Source organism: Cellulomonas septica (assembly GCF_012396155.1).
Taxonomy (GTDB): Bacteria; Actinomycetota; Actinomycetes; order Actinomycetales; family Cellulomonadaceae; genus Cellulomonas; species Cellulomonas septica.
The window spans coordinates 1-13192 of sequence record NZ_JAAXOY010000027.1 but is presented as its reverse complement, the minus strand read 5'-3'; the positions used below and the strand labels follow the sequence as shown (position 1 = coordinate 13192).

The window sequence follows — 13192 nt, the reverse complement described above, 5'->3', positions numbered from 1 at the left end:
CGCGCTCGCGCCCGCGGTGGTGGCCGTGTCCGGCGTGCTCCCGATGGGCCCGGCCGACGCGGCGGAGGCGGCGACGGCCGCGACGCCGTCGGAGAGCATGACCGTGCAGTAGGGGCAGGCCGTCGCGACGACGTCGGCGCCGGTGCTCATGGCCTCGGCCGCGCGCGTGGCGTTGATGCGCGTGCCGATCGACTCCTCCATCCACATGCGCGCGCCGCCCGCGCCGCAGCAGAAGGACGTCTCGCGGTTGCGCGGCATCTCGGCGAGCTCGGCGCCGGGGATCGCGGCGAGCAGCTCGCGCGGGGGCGTGTAGACCTGGTTGTGCCGGCCCAGGTAGCAGGGGTCGTGGTAGGTGATCCGCTGACCACCCGCACCAGCGCCGGCGTCGGCGCTCGGCTCGACCGGCACCAGCCGGCCGTCGGCGACGAGCGTGTTGAGCAGCTCGGTGTGGTGCAGGACGGTGAACCGGCCCCCGAGCTGCGGGTACTCGCGGCTGATCGTGTTGAAGCAGTGCGCGCAGGTCACGACGATGCGCTGCGCGCCGACCTCGTTGAGCACCTCGACGTTCTGCGACGCGAGCATCTGGTAGAGCAGCTCGTTGCCCGCGCGGCGGGCGGGGTCGCCGGTGCAGGTCTCGCCGTCGCCGAGGACGGCGAACGACACCCCGGCGGCGTGCAGCAGCTCGGCGACGGCTCGCGTCGTCTTCTTGGCGCGGTCCTCGTAGGCGCCCGCGCAGCCGACCCAGAACAGGTAGTCGACGTCGGCGGCGGACTCGACGTCGGCACCGACGACGGGGACGTCGAAGTCGAGGCCCTTCGCCCAGTCGAGCCGGGCGCGCGCGGGCAGGCCCCACGGGTTGCCCTGCCGCTCGAGCTTGGTGAACGTGCTGCCGAGCTCCTTGGGGAACGCGGACTCCATGAGCACCTGGTAGCGGCGGACGTCGACGAGCGTGTCGACGTGCTCGATGTCGACGGGGCACTGCTGCACGCACGCGCCGCAGGTCGTGCACGCCCAGAGCACGTCGGGGTCGATGACGCCCGCGGCGACGAGGTCCACGCCGGCGTGCGGGTCGTCCTCGACGGCTGCGCGGCGGTCGACCGGGGCCGCCGCGCCCTCCGTCACCGCGCCTGCTGCGGCGCTCGCGCGCAGGTAGGGGGCCGTGGCGGCGGCGTGGTCGCGCAGCGAGAGCATGACGAGCTTGGGGGACAGCGGCTTGCCGGTCGCCCAGGCCGGGCACTGGTCCTGGCAGCGCCCGCACTCGGTGCACGTCGCGGTGTCGAGGAGCTGCTTCCAGGACAGGTCCTCGATCGCGCCCGCGCCGAGGCGTGCGTCGTCGGGGAGGTCCTCGAGCGCGGCCAGGTCGACGGCCGTCCCGTCCGCGAGCGTGAGGGGGGCGAGCGGCCCGAGCGCGGGACCGCCGGCGGGCTCGCGGCGCGCGTAGACGTTGACGACCGCGAGGAACCGGTGCCACGCGACGCCCATCGTGGGCTGCAGGCCGACGACGACGAACCACGACATCGACACGACGATCTTCACGGTCGCGACGACGACGACCGCGGTCTCGAGCGCGGACGTCGACGCACCCGTCCACGCACCGCCGAACCACGCGGTGAGCGGGAAGTGGAGCCCGAGTCCGGTCTCGCCGGCCTGCGACAGCAGCGCGTACTCGAGGCCGCGCAGCACCAGCACGGCCGCGACCACCGCGAACACCGTGGCCTCGACGAAGTACGCCTGCGCCTGGTTCGACCCGAAGAACCGCGACCGCCGACGCTCGACCTCGGGCGCGGCGGCCCGAGGCGAGATGCGCAGCCGCAGGACGAACAGCGCGACGATCCCGAGCAGTGCGGCCCACGCGAACGCCTCGACGACCCACTCGACGGGCCACAGGTGCCCGATCAGCGGCAGCGCCCACGTCGGCGACACGACCTGCCCGTACCCGGCGACGAGCGTGAGCACGAGCAGCGGGAACGACACCATGACGACCCAGTGCGCGACGCGCACGACCGGCCGGTGCTGGAAGCGTCCGTGCCCGACGACCTCGCGCAGCAGCGTCGCCAGACGCGTGCCGACAGGACCGGAGCGGCCGGGGGCCGCGCGGCCGACGCGCACGGTGCGGACGATGGCGACGACACCGCGCGAGAAGACCGCGACGCCGACCACGGTCGCGGCGACGACGACCGCCAGGCACACCCACTGCAGCACGCTCACGCGCACACGGTAACCGCGTCCCCACGGTCGCTCACGGGACGTCCGGAGCCGCTGCGGCGGACGGGTGGCGGCGGCCGCCGTGGGAGGACCACGGGAAAGCGGTTGATAGGATCTTGACCAACTCCTTGAAGCCTCCCGACCGACCACCCGCCCCCGACAGGACGGAGCCGGACGCGTGCTGCTGCTGCTCACCGTGCACCTCGCAGCAGCCGTCGTCGCGCCCACCCTGGTCCGTCTGCTGGGGCGTCGCGCGTTCTGGGTGCTGGCCCTCGCACCGGCCTCCGCGGCGGTCTGGGCGCTCACGTGGACGCAGCAGGTGCAGGCCGGGAACGGCCCTGTCGAGGTCGTCGAGTGGATCCCCGCGCTGGGCCTCGAGCTGACGTTCCGGCTCGACACCCTCTCGTGGTTCATGACGCTCGTCGTGGGCGGCGTCGGCGCGCTCGTGCTCGTCTACTGCGCGGGGTACTTCTCCGTGACGGCGCACGGGCTGGGCCGGTTCGGCGGCGTGTTCGTCGCGTTCGCCGGGGCGATGCTCGGGCTGGTCACGGCCGACGACATGCTCCTGCTGTTCGTGTTCTGGGAGCTCACGACGGTCACGTCGTACCTGCTCATCGGGCACTACTCGGAGCGCAAGCCGAGCCGGCGCGCCGCCATGCAGGCCATCGTCATCACGACCGCGGGCGGCCTCGCGATGCTCGTGGGCGTGGTCCTGCTGGGCGAAGCCGCGGGCACGTACCGGATGTCCGCCGTCATCGCCGACCCGCCGGGCGGGACGATCGCCACCGTCGCGATCGTCTGCCTGCTGCTGGGCGCCGCGACCAAGTCCGCGCTGCTGCCCTTCCACTTCTGGCTGCCCGCCGCGATGGCCGCGCCGACCCCCGTGAGCGCGTACCTGCACGCCGCGGCGATGGTCAAAGCGGGCGTGTACCTCGTCGCGCGGTTCGCGCCCGCGTTCGCGACGGCACCCGTGTGGCGCTGGATGATCGTCGTGCTCGGCGGCGGCACGCTGCTGTTGGGCGGGTACCGCGCGCTGCGGCAGCACGACCTCAAGCTCGTGCTCGCGTTCGGCACCGTCAGCCAGCTCGGCCTCATCGTGCTGCTCGTGGGTCTCGGCACGCAGGCGACGGCGCTCGCGGGCCTCGCGATGATCGGCGCGCACGCGATGTTCAAGGCGTCGCTGTTCCTCGTCGTCGGCGTCGTCGACGCCGCGACCGGGACGCGTGACCTGCGGCGGCTGTCCGGCGTCGGCAAGGAGCTCCCGCTGACCGCGCTCGCCGGCGGGCTCGCGACGGCGTCGATGATCGGCCTGCCGCCGTTCGCCGGGTACGTCGCGAAGGAGGCGGGGCTCGAAGGCGTCGCGCACCTCGACGAGGGCGCGATCGGGCCGATCGTGCTCGTCATGGTCGCGGTCGGCTCCGCGCTGACCGTCGCGTACGGGCTGCGGCTGTGGTGGGGCGCGTTCGCGACCAAGCCCGCGGTCATCCCGGAGGCCGCGGCCCCCGACGCGAGCGGCGGACCGGCGCTGCACGAGGGTGCCGAGCCCGACGCGACCCCCGCGCCCATCACGCACCCGACGCTGCTCCTGGTCTGGCCCGCGATGATCCTGGCCGTGCTCGGCCTGGCCGTCGCGCTGCTGCCGCAGCTCGGCGAGCACCTGCTCGCGCCCTACGCCGACACGTACCCGTACGGCGAGCCCGGCCACCTCACGCTGTGGGCGGGCGTCTCGCCGGTCTTCTGGCTCACGCTCGGGATCCTCGGCGTCGGGGCGCTCCTGTTCGTCGCCCGCGCACGCGTCGAGCGGTGGCAGTCCGGGTTGTACCGCGGGCCCGAGGCCGACAGCGTCTACCGCAGGTTCATGCGCCGGCTCGACGACTTCGCGGCCGACGTCACCGCCGTCACGCAGCGTGGTTCGCTGCCGCTCTACCTCGGCATCATCCTCATCGTCTTCGTCGGGTCGGTCGCGACCGTCCTCATCACGCAGACGAGCGTGCCCGAGTCGATGCGGCGCTGGGACAACCCCGCGCAGATCGTGTTCGCGGCCGTCGCGGTCACGTCGGCGATCCTGGCCGCACGCGCCCGCCGCCGTCTCAAGGCCGTGATCCTGCTCGGCATCGGCGGGTACGCCGTCGCCGGGCTGTTCCTGCTGCACGGTGCACCGGACCTCGCGCTCACCCAGGTGCTCGTCGAGACCGTGACCCTCGTCGTGTTCGTGCTGGTCCTGCGCCGCCTGCCCCCGTACTTCTCCGACCGGCCGCTCGCCGCGAGCCGGTGGGTGCGGCTCGGCGTCGGCCTCGCGGTCGGGCTGACCGTCGCCGGGATCGCGCTCGTCGTGCCGATCGCGCGCGTCCACGCGCCCGTGTCCGAGCACTTCGCGGAGGAGGCCGTCGAGTTCGGCGGCGGCAAGAACATCGTCAACGTGACGCTCGTCGACATCCGCGCGTGGGACACCATGGGCGAGATCTCGGTGCTGCTGGTCGCCGCGACCGGCGTCGCGTCGCTCGTCTTCCTCTCGCGGCGCGGCGGGGCGATCTACCGTGCGGGCGACGCCCCCGCCGACCGTGCGGTGTGGGGCGGCAGCGAGGACCCGATGGCGGTGCTGCGTCGCCGCCGGGACGACCTGCCCGCCGAGGGCGGCTCCTCGTCGTCGCGGGACCGGCAGTGGCTCAGCGCCGGCAAGACGCTCGCGCCGCAGCGGCGGTCCGTCATCTTCGAGGTCGTCGTGCGGCTGCTGTTCCACACGATGCTCGTGTACTCGATCTACCTGCTGTTCTCCGGCCACAACGCGCCCGGCGGCGGCTTCGCCGCGGGCCTCGTCACGGGCATCGCGCTCATCGTGCGGTACCTCGCGGGCGGCCGGTACGAGCTCGGCGAGGCGGCACCCGTGCAGCCCGGTCTGCTGCTGGGCCTCGGCCTCTTCCTGTCCGCGGGCGTCGGGCTCGTCGCGCAGCTCGCGGGCGGGTCGGTCCTGCAGTCGTGGATCCTCGACATCCACCTGCCGGTCATCGGCGACATCCACCTGGTGACCAGCCTGTTCTTCGACGTGGGCGTCTACCTGGTGGTCGTCGGGCTCGTGCTGGACATCCTGCGCAGCCTCGGGGCCGAGATCGACCGGCGTGCCGAGACGGGCGAGGACGACACGAGCGTCGGCTCCTCGCCCGACGAGCAGGCCACCGTGAGCGAGGCGGACCGGATCGTGGCGGCCCGGGCGGCGGGTGAGCGGCCGTGATCGACATGAGCCCGAACATCGTCCTGGTCGTCGCGATCGCGGCGCTGTTCACGGTCGGCGTCTACCTGCTGCTCGAGCGCTCGCTGAGCCGCGTCCTCATCGGCGTGATCCTGCTCGGCAACGGCGCGAACCTGCTGTTCCTCGTCGCCGGCGGTGCCGCGGGCCGCCCGCCCATCGTCGGCGCGACGCCCGAGGGGCAGATGACCGACCCGCTGCCGCAGGCGATGGTCCTCACCGCCATCGTCATCACGCTCGGCCTGTCGGCGTTCCTGCTCGCCATGGCGTACCGGTCGTGGCAGCTGCACCGGCACGACGAGGTGCAGGACGACGTCGAGGACCGCCGCATCGCGCGGCTCGCCGCGATCGACGAACGCGCGACGACCGACGACGACACCGAGGGCTCCGGCAGCTCGATCGACGAGGAAGCCGCGTCGATCCGCGACGAGACCGACGAGGGCGCACCCGCCCGCCCGGCCGGCGACCCGGCCCGCACCGCAGGAGAGGGGGAGCGATGACCGACTGGACCTGGCTCGTGCCGCTCCCCGTCGTCGTGCCGCTGTCCGCCGCGGGGCTCGCGCTCGCGCTGTACCGGCGCCCGACGCTCCAGCGCATCGTGAGCGTCGTCGCACTCGTGATCGTGGTCCTCGTCTCCGCCGCGCTGCTCGTGCTCGCGGACGACGGCCCGCTCGTCGTCGACGTCGGCGGCTGGGCCGCGCCCGTCGGGATCGACCTCGTCGCCGACCGCCTGTCGGCGCTCATGCTCACGGTCTCCGCGACCGTGACCCTCTGCGTCCTGCTGTACTCGCTCGCCCAGGGTCAGGAGGACGACGAGGAGTCCGCGCCGATCTCGATCTTCCACCCGACGTACCTGGTGCTGACGGCGGGCGTCGCGAACGCGTTCCTCTCGGGCGACCTGTTCAACATCTACGTCGGGTTCGAGATCCTGCTCGCCGCGTCGTTCGTGCTGCTCACCCTGGGCGGCACGCGCGAGCGCATCCGGGCGGGCACGATCTACGTGGTCGTCGCGCTGCTGTCGTCGATCCTGTTCCTCGTCGCGCTCGCCTCGATCTACGCCGCGACGGGCACGGTGAACCTCGCCCAGCTGGCGATCCGGCTCCCGGAGATCGACCCCGGGGTGCGGCTCGTGCTGCAGGTGCTGCTGATCCTGGCGTTCGCGATCAAGGCGGCCGTCTTCCCGCTGTCCGCCTGGCTCCCGGACTCGTACCCGACCGCGCCCGCACCCGTCACCGCGGTGTTCGCGGGCCTGCTCACCAAGGTCGGCGTCTACGCGATCATCCGCACCCAGACCCTGCTGTTCCCCGAGGGTCGGCTCGACGACGCCCTCATGTGGGCCGCGCTCGCGACGATGGTCGTCGGCATCCTCGGCGCCGTCGCGCAGGACGACATCAAACGTCTGCTGTCGTTCACGCTGGTCAGCCACATCGGGTACATGGTGTTCGGCATCGCCCTGTCCACCGACGCCGGGTGGACCGCCGCGATCTACTACGTGGTGCACCACATCACCGTGCAGACCGCGCTGTTCCTCGTCGTGGGGCTCGTCGAACGCGCGGGCGGGTCGACGTCGCTCACCAAGCTCGGCGGCCTGGCCAAGCTCGCGCCGCTGCTGGCGATCCTGTTCTTCGTCCCCGCGATGAACCTGTCCGGCATCCCGCCGCTGTCCGGGTTCCTCGGCAAGCTCGGGCTGCTCGAGGCCGGCGTGCAGGTCGGCACGCCGCTCGCGTACGTGCTGGTCGTCGGGTCCGTCGTGACGTCCCTGCTCACGCTGTACGCGCTGGTCAAGGCGTGGAACAAGGCGTTCTGGCAGGTGCCCGAGGAGGAGCGGCCGCCCGTGCGGCTGCCGTTCGGCATGGTCGGCCCCGCCGCCGCGCTCATCGTCTTCGGCCTGGGCCTGACGGTCGCCGCCGGGCCGCTCTACGCGTACACCCAGCGGGCCGCCGACGCGCTGACCGAGCGCACCCCGTACGTCGAGGCCGTGCTGCCCGACGGGAAGCGCGGCAAAGGCGTCTCCGTCGAGGTGACCGAGGAGGCCGCGCACGGCGGCGAGGGCGGCGAGGTCGGCACGGACGCCGCCGACACGACCGGCAGCGCGCCCGGCACGACCGGCAGCGCGCCCGACGCGCCCGTGCGCACCGACATCGCGGAGGTGGGCGGATGAGCCTGCACCCGCGCCGGTCCCGCTGGCGCACCCAGTGGGCGACGGTCGTCTGGCTGACCGTCGTGTGGGTGCTGCTCTGGGGCGACCTGTCCGTCGGCAACGTCCTCGCCGGCGCCGCCCTCGCGCTGCTCGTCACGACGGGCCTGCGGATGGCACCCATCCAGTTCGAGGGCCGTGTGCGGCCGCGCGGGCTGGCGGTCCTCGTGGGCCGGTTCGTGCTCGACGTGGTCCGCGCGTCCGCCGAGGTCAGCGCGATCGCGCTGCGCCCCCGGTACACGCCGCGCGGCGCCGTCATCGGCGTGCAGCTGCGCAGCCACTCCGACCTGTACCTCACCCTCACCGCCGAGCTCTGCTCGCTCGTGCCCGGGTCACTCGTCGTCGAGGCGCACCGGCTCACCGGGATGCTCTACCTGCACGTGCTCGACGTGCACGAGAGCGGCGGGATCGAGGCCGCGCGCCGGACCGTGCTCGAGCAGGAGGAGCGCGTGCTGCGCGCGTTCGCGTCCGACGAGGAGCTGCGCGCGGCGGGGGTGACCGCATGACCGTCATGACCGTCGTCGTCGTCATCTGCAGCGTGCTGCTCGTGCTGGGTGCCGCGTTCGCGATCGTCCGGGCCGAGAAGGGCCCGTCGATGCTCGACCGGACCGTCGCCCTCGACGTGGTCGTCGCCACGATGATCGTCGGCGTCGCGCTCTACGCCGCGGCCAACCGGCGGGCCGACGTCGTGCCGATCCTCGTCGTGCTGTCGCTCGTGGGGTTCGTCGGCTCGGTGACGATCGCGCGGTTCGCCGCCGTCGAGCCCGAGGGCGAGGGGCGCGTCCGCACGCGCGAGGAGATCGCCGCCGAGGAGGCCGCGCGTGCCGCCGCCGAGCAGGAGGCGCTGGGCGAGCAGCCCGAGGACAAGGAAGAGCTGCACGGCGGCCAGGCGGAGGGGGAGGTCCGATGAACAACTGGTGGGACACCGTCGCCGACGTCGCCTCGGTGATCTTCCTGCTCGGCGGGGCGCTGCTCGCGTTCGCGGCCGGCGTCGGCGCGCTGCGCTTCCCCGACCTGCTGGCCCGCATGCACGCCGCGACGAAGCCGCAGGTGCTCGGACTGGTGCTGTGCCTCATCGGCCTCGCGCTGCGGCTGCGGTCCGGCGGTGCGGTGTGGGCGCTCGTCCTCGTCGCGCTGTTCCAGATGCTCACCGCACCCGTCGCCGCGCACATGGTCGGTCGCGCCGGCTACCGCACGGGGAAGGTGCGCGGGGACCTGCTCGTCGTCGACGAGCTGACCGCCGACCTGGAGCGTGCGCGGTCGGTCTCCGACGCCGACGAGGCGGACCGTGAGCGTCGCACCGGAAGCGACGACATCGGTCCGCTCTGAGGCGCGCGCCCAGGTTCGCCCACCGCTCCGGCGCGAGGAGGGGTTGAATCGAGGCATGACGCACCACCGGGACGTCGTCGTCGTCGGGTCCGGCCCGAATGGGCTCGCCGCCGCCGTCACGCTCGCCCGCGCGGGCCTCGGCGTGCTGGTCCTCGAGGGGCAGCCGACCGTCGGCGGCGGTGCGCGCACGCTCGACCTCGGCCTGGCCGACGGGATGGTGCACGACCTGTGCTCGGCCGTGCACCCCATGGCGTGGGCGTCGCCGTTCTTCCGCTCGTTCGACCTGCGCGCGCGAGGCGTCGAGCTGCTGACGCCCGAGATCTCGTTCGCGCAGCCGCTGCCCGGCGGCCGAGCCGGCATCGCGTACCACGACCTCGACCGCACGGTGGAGCGCCTCGGCGTCGACGGGCCTGCGTGGCGGTCGCTCGTCGGGCCGCTCGTGGCGAACCCCGGCCACGTCGTGCGCGTCGCGATGGGCGACAAGCGCAGCATCCCGCGCGGCCTGCTGCCCCACGGTGCACCCACCGCCGTCCACTTCGGGCTGCGGGTCCTCGAGCAGGGCACGCGTCTGTGGGACCGGCCGTTCATCGACGACGTCGCGCCCGCGCTGCTCACCGGCGTTGCCGCCCACACCATCACCGCGCTGCCGTCGCTCGCGGGCTCCGGGACGGCCCTGCTGCTCGCCGCGCTCGGGCACGCCGGTGCGGGGTGGGCGATCCCGCGCGGCGGGTCGGGCGCCATCATCGGGGCGCTCGTCGACGACCTCGTCGAGCACGGCGGGGAGATCGTCACCGACCACCCCGTCCGCACCTGCGACGACCTGCCGCCCGCGCACGCCTACCTGTTCGACACCTCACCGCGCACGCTCCTCGACGTCATGGGCGACCGCCTCCCGCCACGCGCCCGGCGGCCGCTCGAACGGTTCCGGTACGGCAACGGCGCCGCGAAGGTCGACTTCGTCCTGTCCGAGCCCGTGCCGTGGACCGTCCCCGAGGTCGGCCGCGCCGGCACCGTGCACCTCGGCGGCACGCGGGCCGAGATGGCCGAGTCCGAGGGGGCCGTGCAGGCGGGTCGGCACGCACGCCGCCCGATGACGCTGCTGAGCGACCCGACCGTCACCGACGAGTCGCGCCGGGTCGGGGAGCTGCGGCCCCTGTGGACCTACGCGCACGTGCCCGCCGGGTCCGACGTCGACGTCACCGAGGCCGTGACCGCGCACGTCGAGCGGTACGCGCCCGGGTTCCGCGACGTCGTCGTCGCGTCGCGCTGCATCCCGGCCGCGCAGATGCACCACCACAACCAGAACTACGTCGGCGGGGACATCTCCGCGGGCGCCGCGACCATCACGCAGATGTTCGCCCGCCCCAGCGCGCGCCGGGACCCCTACGCCTCCGGGCGGGACGGGGTGTACCTGTGCTCGGCGTCGACCCCGCCCGGGCCGGGCGTGCACGGGCTGTCCGGGTGGTTCGCCGCGCGACGCGTCCTGCGCGAGGTCTTCAACACCGACCAGGTGCCGACCCTCGCCCCCGACCGCGCGACGGAGGCGTGGCCGGTCATCTAGTCGGGCGTCGGGCGGTCACGCCCGTGGATCGCGACGGGCCCGCACCGATCAGACGGCGACGGCCTCGGCGAGGACCGACGCGACGACGTGGTCGGCGAGCACGTGTCGCGAGGCGACGTCGACTCGTTCGCCGAGGATCTGCTCGAGGTCCCGAGCGAGATCCATGAGCGGGAAGAGGCCGACCTCGCGCACGTCGACGTCGACGAGGAAGTCGATGTCGGACGCCGGGCCGTCCTCGCCGCGCGCGACCGATCCGAAGACGGCGATGTGCGTCGCACCTGCGCGCCGGGCAGCGGCGCGGATCTCGGATCGGTGCGCGTGCACCTTCGCGAGGCGCCCCTCGCAGGTGTCGTCCGACACGTCGACGCCGGATGCGATCCGGCTCAGTCGACCAGCTCGCGGCCCGTCTCCGTGCGGGCGGTGAAGGCGGCGGTGCCGCGGGTCGCGAGCGCGCGGGCGACGCCGACGAGCGCGCCGGTGATCGCGGCGGCTGCGACGACCTCGCCGAGACGGAAGTCGCCCTCGTCCTCGGGCTTCGGGGGTGCGTAGCCGCGCGTCGCCTTCCAGCCCTGCGTGACGATCTGCTGCGCGATCCAGGCGGCCGCGAGGGCGGCGCCGACCCCGACGAGCTTCGAGACCATCGACTGCTTGTCCATGCGGGCATCCTCCGGGCGGGCATCAGGGACAGGACCGGCGTCCACGCTAGCCGGGGACGGGTCGGACCGCTGGTCGGACGGGCGTAGGATCGCAGGCGAACGACAGGGGAGCGTCACGTCGCCGGCAGCCCCGCCGACGGCCAGGACGCTGAGAGTGCGGACCACCGCAGACCCTCGAACCTGATCCGGTTCACACCGGCGTAGGGAGTCGGGCTTCTCAGTCTCCGCAGTCGTCGTCGGCGCGCCCCTGCGAGGGTGCCGCCGTGCGACGGGTGCGGGGACCCCCTCCTGCTGACGAGGAGGAGCACCACCGATGGCGAGCACGCCCCGCCGCACGTCCGTCCCCGTCCTGGCGCTGGCCGCCGGGACCGTCCTCGCGCTCGCGGGCTGCTCCGCGATCGGCGGTGGCGACCCGTCGCCCGCTGCGTCCGGCGGGGGCGGCGGCACCGTCACGCTGGTCACGCACGACTCGTTCGGCCTGTCCGACGGCCTGCTGGAGTCGTTCGAGGAGGAGAGCGGCCTGACGGTCGAGGTCGTGCAGCCCGGCGACGCGGGCGCCCTGGTCAACCAGCTCGTCCTCACGAAGGACGCGCCGCTGGGCGACCTGGTGTTCGGCGTGGACAACACCTTCGCGTCGCGCGCGATCGACGAGGGCGTCGTCGAGCCGTACACGTCGTCCGCGCCCGCGGCGGAGGACGCCGCGCGGTACGCGGTCGACGGGTCCGACGCGCTCACCGCGGTCGACTTCGGCGACGTGTGCCTCAACGTCGACCACGCGTGGTTCACCGAGCACGGCGTCGCGGAGCCCGCGTCGCTCGACGACCTGACGAAGCCCGAGTACCAGGACCTGCTGGTCGTCCCGAGCGCGGTCACGTCGTCGCCGGGTCTCGCGTTCCTGCTCGCGACCGTCGGCGCGAAGGGCGAGGACGGCTGGCAGGACTACTGGACGGCGCTCGTCGCGAACGGCCTGAAGGTGTCCGAGGGCTGGTCGGACGCGTACTACACGGACTTCAGCGGCGGTGGCGGCGACGGGCCGCGTCCGGTCGTGCTGTCGTACGCGTCGTCGCCGCCGTTCACGGTGCCCGACGGCGCCGACGAGCCGACGACGGGCGCGCTGCTCGACACGTGCTTCCGGCAGGTCGAGTACGCGGGCGTCCTCGCGAACGCGGAGAACCCCGAGGGTGCGCAGCAGCTGCTCGACTTCCTGCTGTCCGACGAGGTCCAGGCCGACATCCCAGGGTCGATGTACATGTACCCGGTGAGCACGGCCGTCGACCTGCCCGAGGAGTGGGCGCGGTGGGCCCCGCTCGCCGACACGCCCTTCGAGGTCGCCCCCGCCGACGTCGACGCGCACCGCGAGGAGTGGCTCGCGGCGTGGTCGGAGATCGTCGCGGGCTGACCTGATGACGACGACGCTCGCCCGACCCGACGCCCCCGTGGCGCCGGGCGGGCGGGCGCGCCCGTCGGCGGGCATGGTCGCGTTCTGGACCGCGGCCGTCGTCGTCCCGCTGCTGTTCCTCGGGCTGTTCTTCGCGTGGCCCGTCGTCGTGATGGTCGCGCGCGGGTTCGTCGTCGACGGCGCGCTCGACCTGTCGGGCTTCGCCGACGTGTTCTCCCGGCCGCGCACGTGGCGCATCGTCGGGCTCACGCTCGCGCAGGCGTCCGTCGCGACCGTGGTGTCGGTGCTGCTGGGCGTGCCCGGGGCGTTCGTGCTGTACCGGCGGACGTTCCGCGGGCGCGCCGCCGTGCGCGCACTGGTGACCGTGCCGTTCGTGCTGCCGACGGTCGTCGTCGGCGTGGCCTTCCGGTCGCTGCTGGTCGACGGCGGACCGCTCGGGTTCCTGCGGCTCGACGGGACGTTCGCGGCCATCGTCGCCTGCGTGAGCGTGTCGCGGTCGAAGCCCATGCCGGTGACCTTGTTGCCGCCGAAGTCCGCGTCGAGCCGGCGGAACGCGTCGGAGTTCTGGTCGATGACCGCCACGGAGTGGCCGTTGTCCTCG

Annotated in this window: 11 protein-coding genes, 1 pseudogene and 1 riboswitch; of the genes and pseudogenes, 9 read left to right on the top strand and 3 right to left on the bottom strand. The window is 73.7% G+C overall.

The window, feature by feature from the left end:
• A partial coding sequence (locus HGA02_RS02645) for a heterodisulfide reductase-related iron-sulfur binding cluster (RefSeq protein ID WP_168677275.1) occupies window positions 1-2208 on the bottom strand: 2208 nt, incomplete at its 3' end.
• A 175-nt stretch (window positions 2209-2383) separates the two neighbouring features.
• Here HGA02_RS02645 and HGA02_RS02640 point away from each other — a divergent pair.
• The 7 genes from HGA02_RS02640 to HGA02_RS02610 are packed head-to-tail and all read left to right on the top strand — an operon-like array spanning window position 2384 to window position 10536.
• Window positions 2384-5434: a Na+/H+ antiporter subunit A gene (locus HGA02_RS02640; protein WP_168677271.1), complete on the top strand. Its 3051-nt coding sequence runs from the start codon at window positions 2384-2386 to the stop codon at window positions 5432-5434.
• A 5-nt stretch (window positions 5435-5439) separates the two neighbouring features.
• Window positions 5440-5949 (top strand): Na(+)/H(+) antiporter subunit C, encoded by a 510-nt coding sequence (locus HGA02_RS02635; RefSeq protein ID WP_168677269.1) that lies wholly within the window; start codon window positions 5440-5442, stop codon window positions 5947-5949.
• Window positions 5946-7610: a Na+/H+ antiporter subunit D gene (locus HGA02_RS02630; protein ID WP_246247336.1), complete on the top strand. Its 1665-nt coding sequence runs from the start codon at window positions 5946-5948 to the stop codon at window positions 7608-7610. Before HGA02_RS02635 ends, HGA02_RS02630 begins: the two co-directional genes overlap by 4 nt.
• On the top strand, window positions 7607-8152 hold the full coding sequence (locus HGA02_RS02625; protein WP_168677266.1) for a Na+/H+ antiporter subunit E: 546 nt from the start codon (window positions 7607-7609) through the stop codon (window positions 8150-8152). Before HGA02_RS02630 ends, HGA02_RS02625 begins: the two co-directional genes overlap by 4 nt.
• Complete coding sequence (locus tag HGA02_RS02620) at window positions 8149-8556, top strand: MrpF/PhaF family protein (RefSeq protein ID WP_246247333.1); 408 nt, start codon at window positions 8149-8151, stop codon at window positions 8554-8556. Before HGA02_RS02625 ends, HGA02_RS02620 begins: the two co-directional genes overlap by 4 nt.
• On the top strand, window positions 8553-8975 hold the full coding sequence (gene mnhG / locus HGA02_RS02615; RefSeq protein ID WP_168677263.1) for a monovalent cation/H(+) antiporter subunit G: 423 nt from the start codon (window positions 8553-8555) through the stop codon (window positions 8973-8975). The genes HGA02_RS02620 and mnhG overlap by 4 nt, the downstream gene beginning before the upstream one ends.
• A 55-nt stretch (window positions 8976-9030) precedes the next feature.
• The gene (locus HGA02_RS02610) at window positions 9031-10536 is read left to right on the top strand and encodes a phytoene desaturase family protein (protein WP_168677260.1); all 1506 of its coding nucleotides are present in this window, start codon (window positions 9031-9033) and stop codon (window positions 10534-10536) included.
• Between the two features lie 48 nt (window positions 10537-10584).
• On the opposite strand, the gene HGA02_RS02605 is transcribed toward HGA02_RS02610, so the two are convergent.
• Both HGA02_RS02605 and HGA02_RS02600 read right to left on the bottom strand, forming a co-directional pair.
• Window positions 10585-10896, bottom strand: a complete 312-nt coding sequence (locus HGA02_RS02605) for a nucleotidyltransferase family protein (RefSeq protein ID WP_210728072.1) — start codon at window positions 10894-10896, stop codon at window positions 10585-10587.
• 23 nt (window positions 10897-10919) lie between these two features.
• Window positions 10920-11192, bottom strand: coding sequence for a DUF4235 domain-containing protein (locus HGA02_RS02600; protein WP_168677258.1), 273 nt, complete (start codon window positions 11190-11192; stop codon window positions 10920-10922).
• Window positions 11193-11286: 94 nt separating this feature from the next.
• Window positions 11287-11416, top strand: a riboswitch (TPP riboswitch).
• A gap of 89 nt (window positions 11417-11505) precedes the next feature.
• Here HGA02_RS02600 and HGA02_RS02595 point away from each other — a divergent pair.
• Together HGA02_RS02595 and HGA02_RS02590 are read left to right on the top strand one after the other, a co-directional pair.
• Window positions 11506-12591, top strand: a complete 1086-nt coding sequence (locus tag HGA02_RS02595; RefSeq protein WP_168677255.1) for a thiamine ABC transporter substrate-binding protein — start codon at window positions 11506-11508, stop codon at window positions 12589-12591.
• Window positions 12592-12595: 4 nt separating this feature from the next.
• Window positions 12596-13192: pseudogene (locus HGA02_RS02590) on the top strand (iron ABC transporter permease); the annotation flags it as partial.